This is a genomic window from Vibrio sp. EA2, from assembly GCF_033042495.1.
Lineage (GTDB): Bacteria > Pseudomonadota > Gammaproteobacteria > Enterobacterales > Vibrionaceae > Vibrio.
In genome coordinates this window covers 103,907-126,355 of the sequence record NZ_JAWLID010000001.1, presented here as the reverse complement: position 1 = coordinate 126,355, position 22,449 = coordinate 103,907, and the positions used below count along the sequence as shown (strand labels likewise).

17 protein-coding genes and 1 pseudogene are annotated in these 22,449 nt (G+C 46.1%); 13 read left to right on the top strand and 5 right to left on the bottom strand.

Going from position 1 to position 22,449, the window contains the following annotated elements; translation table 11 throughout:
• Positions 1 to 34 precede the first annotated feature (34 nt).
• Positions 35 to 1,399, top strand: coding sequence for a YjiH family protein (locus RXX31_RS00545; protein ID WP_317587157.1), 1,365 nt, complete (start codon positions 35 to 37; stop codon positions 1,397 to 1,399).
• Positions 1,400 to 1,826: 427 nt separating this feature from the next.
• Positions 1,827 to 3,698, top strand: a complete 1,872-nt coding sequence (locus RXX31_RS00540) for a methyl-accepting chemotaxis protein (RefSeq protein ID WP_317587156.1) — start codon at positions 1,827 to 1,829, stop codon at positions 3,696 to 3,698.
• Positions 3,699 to 3,768: 70 nt separating this feature from the next.
• Here the strand turns inward: RXX31_RS00540 and RXX31_RS00535 are convergent, their stop codons facing one another.
• The 3 genes from RXX31_RS00535 to RXX31_RS00525 all read right to left on the bottom strand — a co-directional run bounded on the left by RXX31_RS00535 (position 3,769) and on the right by RXX31_RS00525 (position 6,538).
• A complete protein-coding gene (locus RXX31_RS00535) occupies positions 3,769 to 4,137 on the bottom strand; it encodes a hypothetical protein (RefSeq protein WP_317587155.1) in 369 nt (122 codons plus the stop codon).
• Positions 4,138 to 4,377: 240 nt separating this feature from the next.
• The gene (locus RXX31_RS00530) at positions 4,378 to 5,535 is read right to left on the bottom strand and encodes an amino acid permease (RefSeq protein WP_317587154.1); all 1,158 of its coding nucleotides are present in this window, start codon (positions 5,533 to 5,535) and stop codon (positions 4,378 to 4,380) included.
• A gap of 691 nt (positions 5,536 to 6,226) precedes the next feature.
• A complete protein-coding gene (locus RXX31_RS00525; RefSeq protein ID WP_317587153.1) occupies positions 6,227 to 6,538 on the bottom strand; it encodes a hypothetical protein in 312 nt (103 codons plus the stop codon).
• A 138-nt stretch (positions 6,539 to 6,676) separates the two neighbouring features.
• Here RXX31_RS00525 and RXX31_RS00520 point away from each other — a divergent pair, with 138 nt between their 5' ends.
• The 8 genes from RXX31_RS00520 to RXX31_RS00485 all read left to right on the top strand — a co-directional run bounded on the left by RXX31_RS00520 (position 6,677) and on the right by RXX31_RS00485 (position 13,652).
• On the top strand, positions 6,677 to 7,006 hold the full coding sequence (locus RXX31_RS00520) for a helix-turn-helix domain-containing protein (protein ID WP_317587152.1): 330 nt from the start codon (positions 6,677 to 6,679) through the stop codon (positions 7,004 to 7,006).
• A 65-nt stretch (positions 7,007 to 7,071) separates the two neighbouring features.
• Positions 7,072 to 7,815: a hypothetical protein gene (locus tag RXX31_RS00515; RefSeq protein WP_317587151.1), complete on the top strand. Its 744-nt coding sequence runs from the start codon at positions 7,072 to 7,074 to the stop codon at positions 7,813 to 7,815.
• 156 nt (positions 7,816 to 7,971) lie between these two features.
• Entirely contained in the window at positions 7,972 to 8,313 is a 342-nt protein-coding gene (locus RXX31_RS00510; protein ID WP_317587150.1) for a winged helix-turn-helix domain-containing protein, read from the top strand.
• Positions 8,314 to 8,388: 75 nt separating this feature from the next.
• On the top strand, positions 8,389 to 9,444 hold the full coding sequence (gene arsB, locus RXX31_RS00505; RefSeq protein ID WP_317587149.1) for an ACR3 family arsenite efflux transporter: 1,056 nt from the start codon (positions 8,389 to 8,391) through the stop codon (positions 9,442 to 9,444).
• 104 nt (positions 9,445 to 9,548) lie between these two features.
• Positions 9,549 to 10,340 (top strand): PhzF family phenazine biosynthesis protein, encoded by a 792-nt coding sequence (locus tag RXX31_RS00500; RefSeq protein WP_317587148.1) that lies wholly within the window; start codon positions 9,549 to 9,551, stop codon positions 10,338 to 10,340.
• Between the two features lie 336 nt (positions 10,341 to 10,676).
• Complete coding sequence (locus RXX31_RS00495) at positions 10,677 to 11,624, top strand: HlyD family secretion protein (RefSeq protein WP_317587147.1); 948 nt, start codon at positions 10,677 to 10,679, stop codon at positions 11,622 to 11,624.
• Positions 11,625 to 11,628: 4 nt separating this feature from the next.
• Entirely contained in the window at positions 11,629 to 12,555 is a 927-nt protein-coding gene (locus tag RXX31_RS00490) for an ABC transporter ATP-binding protein (protein ID WP_317587146.1), read from the top strand.
• Positions 12,552 to 13,652 carry an ABC transporter permease gene (locus RXX31_RS00485; RefSeq protein WP_317587145.1) on the top strand — a complete coding sequence of 367 codons (1,101 nt, stop codon included), beginning with the start codon at positions 12,552 to 12,554 and terminating at the stop codon, positions 13,650 to 13,652. The genes RXX31_RS00490 and RXX31_RS00485 overlap by 4 nt, the downstream gene beginning before the upstream one ends.
• Positions 13,653 to 13,669: 17 nt before the next feature.
• Here the strand turns inward: RXX31_RS00485 and RXX31_RS00480 are convergent, their stop codons facing one another.
• Both RXX31_RS00480 and fdhF read right to left on the bottom strand, forming a co-directional pair.
• Positions 13,670 to 14,041 (bottom strand): hypothetical protein, encoded by a 372-nt coding sequence (locus tag RXX31_RS00480; RefSeq protein ID WP_317587144.1) that lies wholly within the window; start codon positions 14,039 to 14,041, stop codon positions 13,670 to 13,672.
• Between the two features lie 222 nt (positions 14,042 to 14,263).
• Positions 14,264 to 18,532 (bottom strand): formate dehydrogenase subunit alpha, encoded by a 4,269-nt coding sequence (gene fdhF, locus RXX31_RS00475; protein ID WP_317587143.1) that lies wholly within the window; start codon positions 18,530 to 18,532, stop codon positions 14,264 to 14,266.
• A 365-nt stretch (positions 18,533 to 18,897) separates the two neighbouring features.
• Between fdhF and RXX31_RS24785 the strand changes: the two genes are divergently transcribed.
• The 3 genes and pseudogenes from RXX31_RS24785 (at position 18,898) to RXX31_RS00460 (ending at position 22,447) form a co-directional block, all read left to right on the top strand.
• The gene (locus RXX31_RS24785) at positions 18,898 to 19,119 is read left to right on the top strand and encodes a hypothetical protein (protein WP_411197957.1); all 222 of its coding nucleotides are present in this window, start codon (positions 18,898 to 18,900) and stop codon (positions 19,117 to 19,119) included.
• A gap of 335 nt (positions 19,120 to 19,454) precedes the next feature.
• Positions 19,455 to 20,729 (top strand): annotated as a pseudogene (locus RXX31_RS00465) (TolC family protein); the annotation flags it as partial.
• 2 nt (positions 20,730 to 20,731) lie between these two features.
• Positions 20,732 to 22,447 carry an efflux RND transporter periplasmic adaptor subunit gene (locus RXX31_RS00460; RefSeq protein ID WP_317587140.1) on the top strand — a complete coding sequence of 572 codons (1,716 nt, stop codon included), beginning with the start codon at positions 20,732 to 20,734 and terminating at the stop codon, positions 22,445 to 22,447.
• Positions 22,448 to 22,449 lie beyond the last annotated feature (2 nt).

Genomic DNA, 22,449 nt, shown 5'->3' with positions numbered 1-22,449 from the left:
GCAAGTATTGACTAGTAGTAACACGAGACAATGTATGCACAATAATACTAATGCTACTGAAGCACCTAAAGGCAACTTTTGGATGTTCCTGATCCCATCCTTAATCGGTCTTTTACTTTTTATGGCGCCAATCTCCTATGATGGTGACCTTACTATCCCAGTTGCAGTCATGGCTAAAGTCATTCCGGCTGTGCTTGGCGACACATTGATTGCCATTATTACCACTATCATCGCTTTTATGGCTGTCGCTTCTGTTCTTTGCAAAATTTTCCAGCCAGCTGCGATTCTTCGAAATGGTTTCCTTAACGGTTTGTTTAATCCATCGCCACTCTGGTTGCTGGTTCGCTTAATTGGCGGTGCTGCCGTGTTGATGACCTTCTTTGAAATCGGCCCTAAAGCGGTCTGGGAAGAAAACACAGGTGGATTGGTTCTAACAGGACTGTTACCAACACTGTTTGCGGTATTCATCTTTGCAGGTCTATTGCTACCTCTATTGCTTAATTTTGGTTTGCTGGAACTGTTTGGTGCATTGCTAAGTAAAATAATGCGCCCAGTGTTTAACCTACCAGGCCGCAGTGCTATCGACTGTATGGCGTCTTGGTTAGGTGATGGCAGTGTTGGTATCTTGCTGACAAGCAAACAATACGAAAACAAGTTTTATACGCAACGTGAAGCTGCGGTTGTTGGTACCACATTCTCAGCGGTTTCTATTACCTTTAGCTTGGTCGTCATTGCTCAGGTTCAACTAGAGCACCTGTTCCTGCCGTTTTATGGGACTATCTGTCTTGCCGGTATTGTTGCCGCAGTGATTATTCCTCGCTTACCACCACTAAGCCTGAAGAAAGATCGCTATATTGATGACAGCAAGCCAGCAAAAGATGCAGATGCCGTTCCTGAAGGACACACAACGTTTTCTTGGGGTATGGATCTGGCTCTAAAACGCGCATCAGAAGTGACGTCGTTCCAGTCAGTGTTTAAAGAAGGCGTTCACAACGCTATAGACATGGTGTTTGGCGTACTGCCAGTTGTAATGGGCCTGGGTACCGTTGCTTTGGTTGTTGCAGAGTACACGCCTGTTTTTGAAATTTTGGGTCAGCCATTCATCCCATACCTTGAATTGCTGCAGATCCCTGAAGCGGTAGCCGCATCGCAAACCATCGTCGTTGGCTTTGCTGATATGTTTATCCCTGCGATTCTGGCGGCATCAATTGATAACGAAATGACACGTTTTGTGATTGCTGCAATGTCAGTTACTCAGCTTATCTACATGTCTGAAGTAGGTGCTTTGCTGCTAGGCAGTAAGATTCCAGTCAATATCGTAGAATTGTTCGTTATCTTTATTCTGCGTACCCTAATCACACTACCAGTGATTGCTGGTATGGCGCATCTAATCTTCTAAGATTCAATCGCTCTTACAAAGGCTCCGCAGTGTCGGAGCCTTTTTGTTTCTTCGCACTGTGTACTCCCCTTCCTATCGCTTAATTCCAGCCGTAGTGCACAATACAAGCCTTAAAAATTGGCTAGTTACTCTTGTGTTTTCAGTTAGCGCACTTCTCATCAGACCAGCCTGTAAACAATCATCTTAACAAGCTACACTCTCTAACTTATTAATATCAAAGAAATAAATGGCCACTTCATTTTCCCTTTGATCATCAGGTTTAAAATTGCGTTATTTTTCATCTCAAAAGGTCACGTTTGGTTTCAAGTTATTCAGCATATTGTCGATAACAAAGAATCAAACACAGGTTTCCTTTGCATTCGAAATCACCCAATAAATTAGAGGTGAAAGCAAGGATAAACTATTAGGGATAATCACAGGAAAGCTAATGAAATTCAGACACAAGGTGGTCACCGCCTCTTCAATTTTGCTACTCATTACCGTGTCGCTGCTGTCGATAGAGCAAGTTATAACCATTCGCGCGCAAACCAGTGAACAGATTGATTCCAGCGTGGAGGAAATTTTAACCAGCGTAAGCAACACCGTAAAATCAGAGATGGCGGCCAAAAAGGATCTTGCTCGCTCTATTACCGAGATCATTGAGCTCGAGCCAAACTCACCTGACTACGTTAAAAATATTATTGAGAAACCAACGCTAAAATCTAGCTTTATCGCGATTGGTTTAGGGTACGACAGTAACGGATTTGTTGTCGAAAATGACGATGGCTGGGAGCCACATGCCACTTACGATCCTCGTAAACGTCCGTGGTACACAGACGCAAAAAACAAAGGCGACCTAGCAGTCACTGCTCCGTATGTTGATGTCTCAACGAAAAATGTCATTATCTCAGTCGGAACCCCGGTCCAAAATAATGGCCACTTTACTGGTGCGATGTTTTATGATTTAGCACTCACAACGCTTTCCGATTTAGTCAACCAAGTCAACTTATTTGACGCAGGCTATCTGTTTCTTGTCTCTTCAGACGGCACAACCATTGCGCACCCTGACAGCAAGCTTCATGGCGAGAAAATAAGCAGCTACTTACCACAGGTCAAGCTGGAAAGTACGACGCAGAAGATTGAAATTGAAGGCAACCCTTACATGGTCAGTCTGACGCATATTCCGAGCGAAGACTGGTATCTAGGCGCCATACTCGACGAAAAAGTCGCATATGCGGACGTAGATCAATTGCGTAATAGTGCAATAATCTATTCCATCATTGCGATTATCGCGTCAATTATTGCTTTGACTCTGTTGATTCGCACCTTAATGCGCCCGCTCGATACGTTGAACAAGGCGATCAAAGATGTCGCATCAGGCAAAGGCGATCTCACTCAGCGTCTGGAAACCAATACCGATCCTGAATTTTCTGAACTAGCGAAAAACTTCAACACGTTTATAGAGAACTTACAGCATCAAATCGTCGAATCGAAAAGCATTTCTGACCAAATCCTTAATGGTACACAGGTCACAGCCAAAGGTGCTGAAGATTCTGCGAGCGCAATTCAAACTCAGTTACAAGAGTTAGAGCAGTTGGCAACAGCAATGCACGAAATGTCCGTCACGGCAGGCGAAGTGGCGAACAATGCTCAAGGGGCAGCAAGTGCGGCGAAAGAAGCGGATCAAGCGACGGTTGAAGGTTCTTCCATCGTAAGCGAGTCGACACAAACCATTAATTTGCTCTCAGACAGTATCGATCTGGCCGTCGAGGAGGTTCATGTCCTTGAATCGGCAACGGCGAACATTGAAACGATCCTTAAAGTAATTAACGACATCGCCGATCAAACCAACCTGCTCGCCCTTAACGCGGCAATTGAAGCGGCACGAGCGGGTGAGTCTGGTAGAGGCTTTGCCGTGGTGGCTGATGAGGTTCGTACCCTGGCTCAACGTACACAAGAATCCACAACAGAGATTCGCAGTATGATTGAACAGCTTCAGTCTGGCGCGTCATCGGTTGCCAGTGCGATGAACCAGAGTAAAGGTAGTGCTGTAGAAGCGGTGGAAAAAGCCGAGTTAGCCAATAACTCACTGCAACGTATTCGTGATGCCATTCAGCAGATTTCTGACATGAATTTACAGATAGCCTCTGCCGCAGAAGAGCAAAGCCTGGTAGCTGAGGAAATTAACAACAATACGGTGAATATTAAAGACCTATCGACACAGGTCGCTGAATCAGCTAACCGAACCAACGAAGCGATGCGAACTCAGCAAGACGATGTTCATAAGCAAGACGAAATCCTCAACCGGTTTACCGTATAAATTGGTCCTGACGAACAAAAACAGCGAGCCGAGCTCGCTGTTTTTCTATCTTTCAACCGTATCAGCCTGACTACAGTCTCAAGTCGACATGGACATAACGATCGTTCGAACGACGATAATAATGATCGTCAACTTTTAAATAGGTCAAATTACCAATTTGAATAAAGACGCTATTACTTGGAACACGATCTCGGTAGTAATACCTTTGTCTTGGCGGCCTATGCTCAACCACAATCACATCTCGATGCTTATATTTATGCTTATGTTTGTGTTTATGCTTACGCTTATGGTGGTGACGATCATGGTCATAATCATCGTGGTAGTGATGATGCTCTCGTTCATAGCGATGCTTATGTTTCGGATCCGCCATCGCGTCGGCACTAAACATGCCTAAAGTCAGCATAACGCCAGCCATGGCAAAAGATAATTGTTTTGACACAACAGTTCCTCTCATCGAAATTACCACTGTAATCCTAGGTCACGGCCTTCTGCATCATGTCAGACCTCCGCTAAGGTTTTTCACCAAACCGTCAGAGTTTTTTCCCTATATCAGGTTTACGTCAGAACACTTATTCTTCTTACTGCCCTTACCACCAGGCTCATCTTCATTGCATAGCCAATAAAAAAGCCGCGCTATTTCATCAGCACGGCTTTGCCAGAATTGTCTTTTTCAAGGTAATTACACTGCTTGAGCAACCAGCAAGAAGCAACCGAACAGGAATATCATGCTCATTCCCATTGCACCGCCTCCTGCTTCATAAATACTGTTGTCCTCTAATGGTACGCGACGTACTTTCATAGTCATCGACAAAGGAACAAATACCGCCAGGAATACCAAAATAATACCTGCATAGCTGAGGATGGCTAAGAAATGCTCTGGTGCAAATACCGCTCCCAACAGAGGTAACACAAACGTGGTTACAAACACCACTGGCTTATTCGCTTGTAGTAAATCTGCGTTTTGGTCGTAGAGGGCCATCGCCACTCCTAAGAAAGAGGTTAATAGAGCAAGACCAGTAAACATAGACAGAATAAACTCCAGCCCTGAGTACTGCTGCCCAAGTACAGCAATCAATTCAGTCACATTTGAGTACTGTGCCAGTTCATGAGGTGGCAAGTTACCTACAACAGCAAGAAGCCAAAGCAGATAACAAACAAGAGGAATGGTCGAGCCGACAATGATCATGTTACGCAGTTGCGTTTTACTCGCTTCTCTGTTGTAGCTTACAAGAGAAGGAATCACCACCATAAAGCCAAAGCTAGTAAATAGAACGGAGCTGGTTTTAATCAAAGCCACTTTGTCTTCGCTAACAACCTCATCCAACCCTTCAAACGTAACGCTCGGCATAAGCGCAAAAAGAGTGAGCACAAGTGCTACGATCATGCCAATAAACAAGGCACGGTTAAGCTTATCAACCACAGCGGTTCCGGCAGAAACGATGATACCAACCAAAAGCGTGAAACCAACTTGGCTTGAGATTGTTGAGATCGGGAGCCCCATTGAAGTAGTGACTTTTTGTACCAGATCACCAGCACCAATAATGTAAGCCATTAAAAGACAAACAAGCAGCGCATAAAGCAGGCCGTTAGTGACCAATTGACCGCTTTTACCAAGCGTTTCTCGAGCTATCGCGTTCATGCTCACGCCGCCACCAACTTTGCAACTCGCTTCAAGAAGCAATAATGCCGCGTAAGTTGTTCCGGCCCATATGAACAGCATAAGAAGTGTGCCCCAAAGGAGGCCAAATTGAGCTAGCACCATCGGTATCGCAAGCATACCGGCGCCAAGAGCAGTACCTGCAACGATCAGGGAGCTGCCGACAAGTTTTAGATTCACGGTTAATACCTCTAAATTCAATCCGTTTTTTTGTTTCGCCTGCGGTACTTAATCCAAAGTTCCTACAACAAAAAACCCTCTACTTGCCAGAAATTGGGCGCAATACACCGCAATATAGCAATAACTCGCCGTGACAAAGGAGCGCGAACTCTGATCGTCACAACGATTTAAAAGAGGTTTCCAGGCGATATGTTCGATTGACGGGACGCCCACATTTTGGGTTCGAAGCAAAATGAGTCATCAGATTCATCAATCTCTCATTCCAAATAGAATGAGATTGGTTCGGCGAGATTGTAAGGCATAACCAGGAGTATTGAAAAGTAAAAGGTCAGATTTGCAGCCATATATTTTAGGCGCTGCATACAAACACCTAAGATGTGTGGTTAAAACAATCAGCAAGGAGATGAATCTATCGCATTCCCAGAACTCCCCATCAGATGTACATTTTTATTTACAGTCTGGGAGAAGGCGTTAAATTCCAATGGCGTAGCCTAGATCAAACAATATCGCTATTATTCGCTGCGTACCGATACCACTCGGTTCAGATACCTCTAAACACTGTGTTACGGTTCGAAAATTTGGTAACTCAGTGGCGAAATGCTGGGCTCGGTTCCCCCAGCATTTTTCATTTTCCCAGGCTATAAACCCAAGCTTTAAGGAAAAGAAGCGTTTTAGCTTATTCTGCCGTACATCACCAACTTTCATCCAAAGCTTGTATCATATACGTCAGAGTCTGAACGCCCTCGTCAGCAATCACTTTTTCAATTTCGCTCATATTTTTATAAAGCGCTTTCAATTCGTCGTCGCCAATCGACTCTCGATGTAAATAGAGTTCCTTGTAGTTCATTAACCTCAGCTGAGATTCACGCGTCAATGCCACAACGCTCTCTACCGATGTATGCTGCTTAGCGGCTATTTCACTACGTAACTTATCTATAATGCGTTGCATTTTGCGAGTCGACACGTCGATCACAGTTGAATTATATGCTTGTTCATTTTCCATTTTTTTTAGCCAACTGAAATATATGTATTTTTTAGGTCGCTATTCATATACCTAATGATTAACAAGATAAAGAGTTCCTGGTTAAACGGGTCCACTTCTTGCTTTATTCAGGTCAAAACTGTCCACTCAGGAAGAGCTATGCATATCGACCCTATTATCGAAGCACTGATCAAAAGACGTAAAGAGCTTGGCTTTTCCCGCGAACAAATCGCCAAAATGGCGGGGATGAGCGTTAAAACCTATCAAAGAATTGAACGAGGTGAATCCGATCTCAAACTTTCTCAATACCGTTCAATTTTAAGATCGCTGCAACTCACTGACCTTGATATCGCTCTCGATGTCAGGGGCGTGGAACATGTTACAGAACATGACCTCGCCTCAATCGCACGTTTACTATCGCCTGAAGCTCAATCCTTATTGGTACGTCTTTTATCTCTCGTACTCGAGCAACGTAAGAATACTTCCTAAGCCTGATGCTCTGTTATAATTAGGTATGAGTACGCCTGCTCTCCAATATGTTGCGGAGACATTTTATGAAAAACGGCTTAATTATCAGATGGGTTGTTTCAGCCTTAACGCTGTTCCTTATCGGCAGCAATTCGGTGTCGGCTAAGCCGAACAACGAACCTTCAGTACGCCCTATAACTCAACCAGGTAACAAGCATCAGACCCGACCGGTTCAACGCCCGGTTAAACCAACTCACCCACCGTCTCAGCATAGACCACCAAACTACCATCGTCCTCCAAATGTGAGCAGACCACCAAATTATCATCGGCCTCCAAGCTATCACCGTCCACCGAGCTATCATAGACCTCCAGTGGTGATCAGGCCGCCTAAACATCACTCAACTTATATCTATGTGCGTAGCGGTTATCGCTATCCACCTTATCGTGGCCATTATTATTACTATCACCGAGACTTAGTCGATATCGCGACCTTCGCAATTTTTGCTGGTATTACTTACGCTATTATTCAGGATGCCTATTATCGGAAAAGTGGCGATCGCTATGTGTATGTTGAGAGTCCACCAGCGGGAAATTATACCGTTATAGATAGTAATGATGTCGTGCTTTCTTCAGCGTCTAGTGGAACGACAAACACACAAAATTCAGCGAATTCATCCAGCCCATACAAGACAGGAGAGATCGTCGATTCTCTACCCAGCACGAAGAAGACCGTCGTGGTGAACGGACAAACTTACTTTCAGTATCAGAACACTTGGTTTCTCCCTCTACGGGATCAACGTAAATACGTGGTTGTTGAGTCACCGTTGTAGCGTCTGATAAGCGAGGCACAGGCTAACGCTAATCACATCTGTTTAGGCACTGTGTTCTGTTTCTGCATGCTTTCTATTCATGAGAACGGCTTGCATAACCCACTTGTACCACGTAAACTTAATCGTAATTCGACGATTAACTATAAAGACTGACCAATGAGTAACAAATGCGCAAACGCGTGTCAGGTTTCTTTCGAACCGACTGAGCAACAACTTAACAAAGAAAAAACCTTGGCAGCGCAGGCAAAAGCTTTGGCTCACCCTGCTCGTTTACGCATCCTGCATATTCTTCATAAGCTCGATACTATGGATGACTGTTTGAATAGTGATCTGGTCTCTGAACTGGGACTTGCTCAATCAACCGTTTCAGAACACTTGCGAATTCTTAAGCAAGCAGGCTTTATTACTGCAGAGCCGAATCCACCAAAAGTTTGCTATCGTATTCAGCGCAAAGCTCTGGATAGTTTCAACTCTGCGTTTTCTAACCTGTTTAACTAATTACCCGCCCTTACACGCTAGTTGAGTAAGAGCAAACCCAACAATCGTCTTTCGACGATAAACGAGGAAGTCACGATGACCACCGAAGTTTTACCCAGTGCTAGTAATAAAATGAGCTTTCTTGATCGATACTTAACGATTTGGATCTTTGTCGCAATGGCAATTGGTGTAGGTATCGGTGCCGTTTTCCCGCAAGTCGCCCAATGGAACGAAGCCATGTCGGTCGGCAGCACAAACGTACCTCTGGCTATTGGCTTGATCCTAATGATGTACCCACCACTGGCTAAAGTGGACTATGGCTTGTTAGGCACGGTGACCAGAGATAAAAAAGCCATCACACTTTCGTTGATAATGAACTGGGTGGTTGGTCCGATTCTCATGTTCATCCTGGCTTTGACATTCCTTGGTGATCACCCTGGTTACATGGTGGGTATCATCCTCATCGGCCTTGCTCGTTGCATCGCTATGGTACTGGTATGGAATGATATCGGTGGTGGTAATAAAGAATATGGCGCTGCTTTGGTTGCTTTAAACAGTGCGTTTCAAATTCTGACTTACAGTGTGATGGCGTGGCTATTTATCACCGTGCTGCCACCTTATTTTGGCTATGAAGGTTTCGTCGTTGATATCTCTATGGGCGATATCGCAGAAAGCGTATTAATTTATCTTGGAATCCCTTTCCTTGCTGGCTTTCTGAGCCGTAAGTGGCTAGTCGCAGCCAAGGGAGAACAATGGTACAAAGATGAGTTCATCCCACGAATCTCACCCATCACCTTAATCGCGCTACTTGCGACTATCGTGCTGATGTTCAGCTTGAAAGGTGAAATGATTTTAGATCTGCCGATGGATGTATTCCGAGTGGCAATTCCACTGGCTATTTACTTCGTATTGATGTTTTTTGTCAGCTTCTTTATTGGTAAGAAGATCGGCCTACCTTACGACAAAAATGCCTCTATCGCTTTCACCGCAACTGGCAATAACTTCGAGCTCGCTATCGCCGTTTCTATCGCGGTGTTTGGCTTAAATTCAGACCAAGCATTTGCTGGTGTGATAGGTCCGCTGATTGAGGTTCCGGTGTTAATCGCTTTGGTTAACGTCGCGCTCAGAATGAAAGCTAAATACACAGCCTGATTGCAAAAGTTAATTTAATATCGTTCAAAGCGCCTTCCCTAACCGGAAGGCGTTTGCGTATAGTGGCTATGTCACTTCGATTGAGCTCAGAAAAGGGAAAGTAAATGGAACTAGATATATACGTGGTAGACGCATTCACAGATGCACAATTCAAAGGTAACTCGGCTGCCGTCGTTCCTGTCACTGAATGGTTAGCACCAGAGCTCATGCAAAACATCGCCGCAGAGAACAATCTCTCTGAAACAGCATTCATCAAACCCATCGGCGACAACCAGTACGAAATTCGTTGGTTTTCTCCTATTACAGAAATTGACTTCTGTGGTCATGCGACACTCGCGTCGTCCAAGGTTCTTTTTGACCAGCTCAATGTTGAAGGCACTATCGAGTTTCACACATTAGAAGTCGGTAAGCTAAGTGTCGTTAAAAATGCTCAAGGCAAGATTGAGATGACCTTCCCAGTACGACCACCTCAACCAGTCAGTGTAGTTCCAAAAGAACTGATAGAGGGATTGAGTTGCAAAGTCGAGCGAGTGTTACTCAGCCCCCAAGCTTACTTTGTCATCGTAGAAGACCAGCAGGAAGTGTTAGACGTTCAATACCAATCTGATCAACTCAAACAACTTGCGCCTTATGACGTCGTCGTCACGGCAAGTGGCTCTGACTATGATTTTGTCTCGCGCTACTTTTGGCCAGCAAATGGCGGTGATGAGGATCCGGTAACGGGTTCAATTCACGCCGGACTCGCGCCATTTTGGGCTGAGGAGCTTGGTAAATCTTCGCTTGTCGCCTATCAAGCCTCTTCGCGTGGCGGCGTATTACATTGTCAAGTATGCGACGACCGCGTCAACGTGTCTGGTGATGGGGTAATGTACCTGAAAGGGAAAGTTTTCGTTTAAGTTCACTTCACTAATTATCCCAAACAAGCCCAATTGCAGTTGGGCTTTGTTGTTTAAACCTACCCACTCGAAAATCTCTCTATCACACTTTCTACAGTTACGTATACATCTTATAGAAGTACTAAACCCGATCTTGCTCTCGATTCTTCCAATCAATAACTCAGCAAGAAAGTTTAGAGTCTAAGTCTCTCTATTTAAAAAGATTAGTTTCTAAATTACATGCTAAGCTGTAGTAAAGCTTGGTCATTGGTGGAATGATAAGGTTGATATGTACCGCCAGTGACTCCAGCGTATCAAAGTTACTTGTCAAAACGTCTTTCAGGGAAGCAACGCATTATGAAGCGAATCATCTTTGGTGCCATACTTATTGCTCTACTGACGGCATGCTCAAAAGACAACACGCATCAAGCGCTCGGCACACTAGAGCGTGACCGCGTAACCTTCACTGCGACTTCAAACGAGATCATCCGTGCTCTCCCTGTTAGAGAAGGTAGCCAAGTCAATGAAGGTGAGGTTCTGGTACAGTTGGATACCAAAAACCAGCAAGCGGTCCTCGCCCATACGCGAGCAGAGCAAGCCAAAGCCGAAGCTTACCTGTTGAAGCTCACTAACGGCGAGCGACCAGAAGACATCGCAGCAGCCTCAGCAAAAGTAGCACGAGCAGAAGCACAGCTCACCGAAGCACAAAAAAACTACCAACGTAAAGCCGAACTGGTGCGCAAAAAACTCATCAGCCAATCCGAAAAAGACTCAGCACTGGCAGCTCGGGATTCCGCTCGCGCTGAACTCAACTCCGTTAAAGAAGAATTCAGTAAGCTCACTGCCGGGTCTCGGCCTGAAGACATCGAACAAGCTAAAGCAGCATTAATGGCCGCTAAAGCAGACGTGGCACTTCAGGAACAAAAACTGGCGGAGCTAACCATTACCGCCACTCGTGACGGTACATTGGATAACCTACCCTACAACCTGGGTGAACGAGTACCGTTGAATGGTATTGTTGCCGTCATACAAGCAAGTAGAGTTCCCTATGCCCGAGTGTACGTGCCAGCCAAATTCCGCCTTAGTTTTGTTCCGGGCAAAACCGTCACAGTTAACGTCGACGGGCTAGATAGTCCTTTGCAGGGAACCGTACGTTGGGTGGCCACTGAACCATCATTTACACCTTATTTCGCACTAACAGAGGAAGAACGTTCCCGTTTGATGTACCTGGCTGAAGTCGATTTGCCTGACTCGGCAAAATCACTGCCTTCCGGTATCCCTGCTCAAGTTGATCTGGTGGAGTGATACCATGACGGAATACGCCATTCAGGCCGAGAATGTGGTCAAAAAATTCGGTAGTTTTACCGCCATAGACCAGATCACATTAAAGGTTCCCAAAGGCTCTATCTATGGCTTTTTAGGCCCAAATGGCTGTGGCAAATCGACCACTATTCGAGTACTGACCGGATTGCTTAGTCCCACAGAAGGCAGTGTCGACGTTCTCGGACTGGAAATTCCCAAACAGTCTGAAATGCTGCGGCTTAAGATCGGCTACATGACACAAAAATTTTCACTCTATGACGATCTTTCGGTACAAGAAAATCTGGAGTTTATTGGCCAGATATTTGGCTTAAGTAGCAAAGCCCTCAAAACTAGGATTGAAGAGCAGTTAAAAACGTACGGTTTGGATCAACTGCGTAAACATCGTGTCAGCGGTATGAGCGGTGGTCAAAAACAACGCCTGTCACTTGCTGCTGCAACCATGCATAACCCCGAGCTTCTGTTTCTTGATGAACCAACCTCAGCCGTCGATCCGGAAAACCGACGTGAGTTTTGGGAGCAACTATTTGACCTAAGTGACAAAGGTACAACCATTTTGGTGACCACACATTACATGGACGAAGCAGAACGTTGTCATCGCCTCGCCATCATGGAGTCTGGTGAAATTCGTGCCGACGGCGAACCTGAAACGCTGATGGCAAACATGGGGGTAAACATTATTGAAGTAAAAGCCGACAAACTGCGTGAGTTGAAAGAGAAGCTAATTCAGCGTGAAGAGGTTCGTTCTGCAGCCCAGTTGGGTATTCGTTTACGTATCCTCATCCACCAGCACATAGCGCACCCGATTGATTGGCTGAAACAGACATTTCCAGAACTGAAAAATGCCGAAATGAACCACGCACGACCAAGTCTGGAAGATGTCTTCGTCACTGTAACAGGGAAAGGTCGCCAATGATCAAGCCAATAGCCCGAATGAAAGCCGTGATGATCAAGGAAATTCGCCAACTTTCCCGAGATAGGATAACCTTTGGCATGGTGGTGATGATCCCGCTGATTCAGTTGTTGCTGTTCGGGTTCGCGATCAATACTGACATACGCAACATTCCGGTTGGCGTCGTCGATCAAAGTGGCAGTACGGCCGGGCGTATCATTACTCAATCCGTCGAAATCACCCAGGTTGTCGATATCAAAGAAACCTATGCAACCGCACAAGAAGCAGAACAAGCCATTCAAGATGGCCTGGTGCGTGCGGTGTTAATTTTGCCCAGCGATCTTCCGCAACGCATGATGCAAGGACGCGAACTGGGCCAATGGATAGTCGATGGTTCCGACACCATGATCAGCTCTGCAATCTTGTCACTGCAAACCATGCCTCTGACTGATTTTGACTTCGAAATCCGATCCAGACCAAGTAAAACCTTTGAAGTTGCCCTCTACTACAACCCAAGTCGACGTTCCGCTGTCAATATTGTTCCGGGTTTACTCGGTGTGATCCTCACCATGACGATGATCTTATTTACCAGTGCCGCGATTGTTCGGGAGCGAGAGCGCGGGAATTTAGAACTTCTCATCACCACACCGATCCATTCAATTGAGTTGATGATTGCGAAAATAATTCCGTATATCTTCGTTGGCTTAATTCAAGTATTTATTATTTTAGGTTTAGGCCACTGGATATTTGGCGTTCCGATTAACGGCGCCATCAGTCAAATGCTGTTTGGGACATTGCTCTTTATTGCGGCTAGCTTAACGCTCGGGCTGATGATATCTACTATTGCCCAAACACAACTTCAGGCAATGCAGATGACGGTGTTTATTCTGCTGCCATCCATTCTGCTGTCTGGTTTTATGTTCCCCTATGAAGGAATGCCAGTGGCGGCACAATGGATATCGGAAGTGCTTCCCGCCACCCATTTCATGCGAATGATTCGAGGAATTGTGCTACGAGGTGCGGACTTATTCGATTTATGGCGAGATACGTTATGGCTAGTTGGATTTACGATCTTAGGCCTATTGGTCTCTTCGCTCAGGTTTAAGAAGTCGCTCGATTAACTCTGGATCTAGCGTTATCAATAGTACTCACCCATAGAGCAGTCACGTAATTTGGAAATGGTGTAGTTATTGAAAGAGTCAATCTTAAAAGTAAACACCACCTCTTTGCAAACCATGCCTTGACGATCACTATACGTGATAAACCCTTCACTGTAGGCTCGACTCCCATCGGAAGATTTAATCTGCGCGGCAAGCTCTAAGTAACCTTTGTGTGCATCGACTTTGTTCATCACCTCGAACGAATCCAGCCATTCTTCTCTATTTGCCATCTTGAGCAACATTGATTCTGCCTGAGATTCCAACTGCTTTGGGTAGACGTAAAGTCGGTTATAGCCAAAATACGCGCACATCAATAAAAAAACCACAGCCAATGAGGTTGTTCTTGTCATGCAAGTGCCTCTTGTTGTTATAAAAACTCACGTTGTAAACTGAGTATAGGAGCTCAGCAAATTTTAGGTTATAGAACTTGCCCGAATAACAGAGAAGCGTCAGAAACAGTCAATTCTCTGACAATCTCGCGACCAGCAACATAACAAAAGGGCAGGAATCCAATTAAGATTCTCTGCCCTTAGTTCTCGTTAGGCTTTATACCAAGCTCGTTACTGATGTCGTTATTCCGTTTGAAGGTATTCAGGCACCAATCTGGACGCATTAACGGGTTCTACAATCTCAACTTTGACTGCGGCAACCTTAAATTCAGGGATCTTCGCGTGAGGATCCGTTGCCGTGGTGGTTAACCGGTTGACTGGCGACTCAACAAAATGGAAAGGAATAAATACCACCCCTTTTTGCATTCTTTTCGTTACAAAGGCATCGATCTCAATATGGCCGCGACGCGTCGATACTTTTAAGCGCTGGCCATTGCTGATCCCTAAAGCTTCAGCATCTTCAACGCTGATCATGGCTCTCGGTCCTGCCAGATTATCAAGTCCTTTCGTTTTCCGTGTCATGGTTCCCGTGTGGAATTGCTCTAAGACACGACCAGTCGTCAGTACTAACGGATATTCGGTATCCGGTAACTCAGCAGCGTAACGGAACGGGATGCCTACCATTTGACCTTTACCGCGCGTGAACTGAGTTTGGTGCATGATGCGCGTACCATTCGGATTATTCTTGTTGCTCGGCCATTGAACGCCATTGGGTATAATCGCATCCCAACGCAGGCCCGCATACTGTGGCGTGACACGAGCAATTTCGCTGGTGATCTCTGACACGCTACGATAATGCCAGTCACTGCCCATAGCGTTGGCCAACTCTTGAATGATCCACCAGTCCTCTTTCGCTTCACCCGGTGCTGTAACGACCGCATTCACCCGCTGCACACGGCGCTCAGTATTGGTGAAATGGCCCGATTTTTCTGCGAAGGAGCAAGAAGGTAAAACCACATCGGCGTACTGCGCCGTTTCCGTCAAGAAGATATCCTGCACAACCAAAAAGTCTAAAGACTCTAAGCCTTCAATCACGTGCGCTTGGTTTGGGTCACTCAACACAGGATTTTCTCCCATGATGTACATGCCCCGAACATCACGTTTGCAGGCGGCATCGATGATTTCAGTCAGCGTTAATCCTTGTTCAGCCGACAAGTCCGGCGCATTCCACTCTATCGAGAACTTCTGTCGAACCATTGGGTTATACACTTTTTGATAGCCCGGATAGCAGTTCGGCAACGCCCCCATGTCACACGCCCCTTGCACGTTTGATTGGCCGCGTAGAGGATTGATACCACCACCTTCGATACCAATGTTTCCGCACAGCAGCTGCAGGTTTGCTATAGAGCGAACGTTGTCATTCCCGGTTGTGTGTTGGGTAATCCCCATCGAATAATAGACTGCGGTGCGTTTAGCGGTACCGATCATACGCGCCATGGCAAAAATATCGTCGGCTTTCACGCCCGTTACCAGCTCAACTTTATCCAAGTTATAAGCCGGTGACATCACTTCTTGCAGTAAAGTATCAAAGCCATCAACGCGCTCTTCAATGTACTCTTGATCATACCAGCCGTTCTTAATGATTTGCTGCATCACACCATTAAGCAACATCACATCCGTCCCAGGACGATGGGCCAAATAAAGCTCAGCGTGATCAACAATATCGACACGTTTTGGATCCGCGACAACCAGGCGGGCTCCATGATGACGGATGGCCTGTTTGATATGAGAAGCGATTATTGGGTGCGCAGAAGTGGTGTCTGAACCGATAATAAAGATCACATCCGAGTGTTTGATACTTGGGATATCGTTAGTCATTGCGCCACTGCCCAATGAGGCTTCGAGCCCAGTCACACTCGACGCATGACACAGACGGGCACAGTGATCCACGTTATTAGTACCGAGCTCACGACGAATGAACTTCTGAAACGCGTAGTTATCTTCGTTAGTGGTTTTCGCCGAAGAGAAACCCGCCAGCGCATTGCTGCCAAAATCCTGCTTAATAGCAGAAAGCTTAGATGCCACGACTTGAATAGCCTCTTCCCAACTTGCTGGTTGCAGCCAGCCATCTTTGCGGATAAGTGGTGTGGTTAATCGCTCTTCGCTAGCTATAAAATCAAAACCAAAACGACCTTTTACACACAACATGCCTTGGTTCACTGGTGAATCGGCACCTTTCACATAGCGAATTTTGTTCTCTACTTCGTCAACAAACATGGTTAACTTGCATCCGACACCACAATAGGTACAGATAGTATCAACGGCTTTCAAAATGTCAGTTCGGCCTTGTGATTTGTCACGGTGATCGACCATTGCGCCCGTTGGGCATGCTTGCACACAAGCACCACACTGCACACATTTAGAGTTACCCATCAGGGTTGAATTGCCGTTCTTACCTTCTTTGTTGTCTGAACGGAATCGAGGCCGATCATCTGGTCTCAGTGCTGGACGACCATGAGCATCAGTCACAAAACTTAGCACCCCATGCACAGCTTGCTCTCGACACGCCTGAATACACTGACCACAACTGATACAGCGGTTGGCATCGAATTCAATAAACTCCGAACTTCGGTCAACTTCGTATTTATGGCGAAGATCTTTTGCCCGCAGGTCGAGCCACCGCTGATGGTCTACCAAATTCGTTGCCTTGGTTTTTGGCTCATCCTCAAATTTTTGCTCAGCGTGATATTCGGTAGAGTAATCACGCAAAGCACAGTCGGTATTAGCCTGGCAGCCACATTCAAGGCAGCGAGCCGCCTCTTTCATTGCCTCTTCATTATCAAATCCGAGCTCAACTTCGGCAAAACTCTGCTCACGCTGCTCAGGGGTTAATTCCGGCATGATCGTACGAGCGAATTTTTGGATGTTTTCAAAGTGAAGCGGATCAACTTGCGACAATTTTTGCTCTTTACGAGAGTTAAAAGCCGGTGTTGGCATATCAGCCATGTCTCCGTTTAGGAACAGGTCGATCGCTTTCGCCGCTACTCGCCCATCTCCAACCGCTTCTACGGCCGTTGCCGGACCACGACGGAAGTCACCAATGCTGAAAATATTCCCCGTCCCGGTATGCATAGTTTGTGCATCAGATTCTGAGGTGTTCCAACGGGTAAGCGGTATTTCTAACGAATCATTGTCTAAGAAGCTCAAATCAGGCTTCTGTGATACCGCAGCAATCACCGTATCGAATGCTTCTGTAAAGAACTCCCCTGTCGGTTTCGGACTGCGGCGTCCTGATGAATCCGGAGCACCAAGTGCCATCCGCTCTAAACGAACAGCATTAACACGACCGTTTTCATCAGCTAAGTTTTCTGCAGGGTTAGTCAGAAAGTGGAACTTAACACCTTCATGCTCAGCTTCAACAATTTCATAGTCTTCTGCTGGCATTTCATCTCGAGTTCGACGGTAAATCAACGTCGTATCAGCACCAGCACGTCTTGCGGTTCGGGCACAATCGATCGCGGTGTTACCACCACCAATAACGGCTACTTTTTTGCCAGTGACATAGTTTTTTTCGGTTACGTAGTCTTTCAAATAATCGACGCCCAGATAACAGCCTTTTAAATCGCTCCCCGGGTAAGCCATCTCGACCGCTTTAGAAGCTCCGACAGCCAGACAAACTGCGTCGTAATCTTTACTTAATTGAGAAAGCGTGAAATCCACGCCAAGCTTTTTATTGGTGTTAATCTTCATGCCATTGCGACACATCAATTCGATTTCTTTATCCAGAATGTCTTTTGGCAGGCGATATTCCGGAATGCCATAGCGTAGCCACCCACCCGCTTTCGGCATCGACTCAAATACCGTAACGTCATAACCTTCGTTAGAAAGATAATAGCCGGTGGTCAATCCCCCCGGGCCACTGCCTACCACCGCGATTCTGAGGTTCTTGGTCGGCTTTTTCTCCGGTACGTAAGCGTCATAAGAAGCCAAATCGGTATCGGCTGCGTGACGCTTAAGTTGGCGAATGGCAATAGGCTCATCGACTAAAGAACGACGGCATTCACTTTCACAAAATGCCGGGCAAACACGCCCGATCGATAACGGCATTGGCAGCGTTTTTTTGATCACTTCGATCGCTTTTTGGTGATCGTTTTGCGAAACATGGTAAAGGTAAGACTGAATATCCACACCGGCAGGGCACGCTGTTTTACACGGTGCTTCGCAGTCGGCGTAGTGATCGGTCATGATTCGGTTAAGTGCTTTTCTGCGGTGCTCACTGAGTTGATCTGACTGTGTCACCACCTTCAGCCCCCGATAGACTTCCAGCTCGCAAGCCCGCTTTGTCCCGCCACTCTCGATCTCAACGACACACAAGTCACAGGGTATTTTTTCATTACTCTTATTCATTCCGCAAAGTGACGGTATTTCCACTCCGCACACTTTTGCTGCTTCAAGAAGAGTAAGCCCCTCTTCTACGATTCGATACTTCCCGTCAATGACAATTTCAATCATAAGCTACCCTGTGCAAGCATTTAACCCTTACATATATTAAGGATAAATCTTACTGCGGGAAGTTCATGTGACAAAATGCTCACTAACTACATATTTATTGTCAAATATTAACTATTGACTTTGCCCCTAGGGTAACCTTTACTATCGATGGGTAATTAATTATTGATATTCATTTTTCAGGAACGGGTATGCACCTAAAATCATTGCATACAATTTGGCTGAGCATACTGACAACGCTAATACTTTTAGTATCTAGCGTGGTAAACAGTGCTCCGTTGATGAGCCTAAAAATGATGTCAGATCAGACAATAACTAATCAAGAGGAGCACTGCAGTTCCCACAATATGATGGACATGAACAGCAGTATGTCGACAAGTTCTGCCTCTTCTGAACTACCGATAAACTGCGCTGATACCTCAGGTATGGTCCACAACTGCTGCACAACCTCTTGTTCTTTTATTTTTGTTTCTTTACCCGTTCCAGAAAATCAACTTTCTCCGTTGGCTTACCGTGCCACATTCAAACTTGAAAGTACCGATCCTGTCGTACAAGTCAGCCACGATCTATTCCGGCCTCCTATCGTTTAATTCATTCAAAACATTCGACCCTGCTTAACCTGGCAGGTTGTTTAATGGCGTCCGGCGATTGGTCGACTTCATGACTCCTTACGATCTTACTTGACCTGCATCGTAAAAGAGCTCACGTAATAACCTCTTCCAAACGTCCGGCAATTACCGGTTGTGGCATCGATTCACATGCATTTGTGCATTGATGAGCGAACCTGGTATTAATTTGGATGAAAACGATGGAATTCACCCCAAAACACTTAGTGGCCGCAATTGGCTCACTAGTTCTGATCGCCTCACCAGCATTCAATGTTATGGCACAAACGTCATCTCATGAAAAAGTGGGCGAAGTTTCTCAGGCACAGTCCACTCAAGAGCTGGCTAGACTCATTCGTATAGCACTTGAAAACGATGGAAATCGTAAGCAGTTCTTCGCTCAATCAGAAGCCATGCGAGAAACAGGTGTTGCAAACGCGACGCTGATGGACCCGAAATTGAAAGTCGGTGTCGGCGGCTTACCTGTCGACAGTTTCGAGTTCGACGAAGACCCGATGACCAATATTTCCGTCGGCCTAATGCAGCAATTTGAACGCGGTTCTACCCTCGATCTGCGGCAAAAGAAAGCAAATCAGCAAGCGGATGGCCTGTCTCTGCAAGTGCATGCAAGAGAACTGGATATAGCGAATAACATGACTCAACTCTGGCTTGAACTTGGCTATCAACAACAAGCTGAACAGATCATGTTAGAAAACCGCCGCTTAATGAAGGAAATGGAGAACTTCATTCAGACCAATTATTCCATTGGCAAAAGCGAGGCTCAGGATTTGCTCAACGCGCAGCTGCAAGTAAGCAAGCTGGATGAAAAGTTACAGGCTAATGCTCAAATGCAGCGACGTTTGGTTGCCCAGCTTTCTGAATGGCTAGGCTCTGACTGGCTGACCAGTAATTCGCAACAAGGTAGCCCAATGCTTCAAGTCAGTAATCAACTGAGATGGGATAAGCTGGATCAGACTCTATCCTCTGGGCGTGATGCGACAAAACACTACCAACTCTTGAGCCAGCACCCAATGGTGAAAATGGCCGATGTCAGCATTTCAACCAATGAAACTCAGGTAGAGATTGCCGAACAAGCGTATAGCCCACAGTTTGGCGTCGAAGTCGCGTATGCCTATCGTCAAGCGAACAACATGAGAGGTGAACCAGCGTCTGATTTAGTGAGTGCCTATTTAACCATGGATATTCCACTATTTACTGGCAATCGTCAGGACAAAAACCTCGCAGCTGCACAATATCAGGTTGGGGCCGCTCGCTCACAGAAAGATACATTGCTAACGCAAATGAACGCCAAAGTGAACACGCTTTTGGTTGATCGCAGCAACTTGAGTCAACGTTTAGAGCGTTATGAAACGACTTTACTTCCTCAAGTCAAGGCCCGAATTCGGGCAGTCGAGCGTGGCTATCAAAATAACACCGCGCAGTTTAACGATGTGCTCCTGGCGAGCACTGACGAACTAGCACTTCAACTAGAACAGCAGCGCTTGATCACCGATCTAAATATCGTCAATAGCAATTTAGCGACATTACTTGGTGGTTTTGACTACCAGGTATCAGCCCCGGAATTAAGGAAGTAACAATGAGTTCGAATTCTATTAAAATCGCGACCATCGCCCTGCTAGTCGGTGGTGCCTTAGGGTTTGGCATCAGCCAGTTAAACCCGGGGGCCACTCATGAACTCATGGCAGCTGAGGATAGCGCTTCAAGTAGCTCCAACGAGCCGCTCTACTGGGTTGCGCCTATGGATCCAAACTATAAACGAGATAAGCCAGGAAAATCGCCAATGGGAATGGACCTGATTCCTGTCTATGCAGAAGATCTCGCTGGTGAGAAAGACAAGCCAGGTACCGTAACCATTGACCCTTCAGTAGAAAACAACCTGGGGGTAAAAACCGCCGAGGTTTCGCTGGAGAAATTATCCCCACGTATTGAAACCGTTGGTTATATTGCGTTTGACGAGAGTACGCTGTGGCAAACCAACGTTCGTGTTGCTGGTTGGGTTGAAAAACTCTACATCAACGCGGTTGGAGAAAAGGTCCAAAAAGGAGATGTTCTATTTACGCTCTATTCTCCTGAACTGGTTAAAGCACAAGAAGAGTTGCTAAACGCGTACCGTACTGGCCGCAGTGGCTTAGTCAAAGGCGCAACTGAGCGTCTGGTGGCACTCGGTGTCGATCGCTCGCAAATCCAAGCCATTACAAAGCGCGGTAAAGCCTCCCAAACCATAGCAGTCAAAGCTCCAGAAGATGGCATCATCGCCAGCTTAAATGTGCGTGAAGGTGGTTACTTATCGCCAGCTCAAGCCGTTATCAGCGCTGGCCCATTGGATAATGTTTGGGTTGATGCAGAAGTTTTTGAGCGTCAGGCTCATTGGATGAAAGCGGGTAGCAACGCAACCATGACGTTAGACGCGATTCCGGGTAAAAACTGGCAAGGTACGGTTGATTACGTCTACCCAATTCTTGATCCAAAAACCCGAACCCTGCGTGTGCGTCTCAAGTTTCCGAATCCTAATGGTGAACTGAAGCCGAACATGTTTGCCAACATTGCGCTACAACCTGTCAGTGACGATGCCGTACTGACTATTCCTAAGTCTTCCGTTATTCGCTCTGGCGGTATGACCCGAGTTGTCCTCGCTGAAGGCAACGGAAAGTACCGTTCTACCCGAATCAAAGTCGGTCGCGAAGCCGATGACAGGGCAGAGGTATTAGAAGGCCTAAGCCAAGAAGATCGTATTGTTACCTCCGCGCACTTTATGCTGGACTCAGAATCAAGCCAAACGGCCGATCTTTCTCGTATTTCAGCTCCGCAAGAGTCTGCTGCAGAAACGGCTTGGGCGAAAGGAGAAATTACCGATGTAATGAAAGACCATCGCATGCTCACCATCAATCATCAACCAGTACCGGAATGGGATTGGCCGGGCATGGTGATGAACTTTACCTTTGCCGACGGCGTGGAAATGGGCGATCTGCAAAAAGGTCAAAACATTGAATTTGAAATGCAGAAAACCGATTCAGGCCAATACGAAATTATTGATTACAAAGCTGATGGCAGTGTCGTCGCTACCGATGTATGGCTAACGGGTGACATCAGTATGCTCATGGCTGACTTTGGCATGATCACGCTAAATCACATGCCTGTTGCAGAATGGAACTGGGACGCTGGTGAAATGAACTTCACAGTAGGTGACGAAGTCAGCTTATCTGGTTTCAAGGAAGGCCAAAAAGTTCGGTTTCTAATCGAGAAGCAAGGCACTGACTACGTATTAAAACAACTCGAAGTGATTGAGGGCTAACT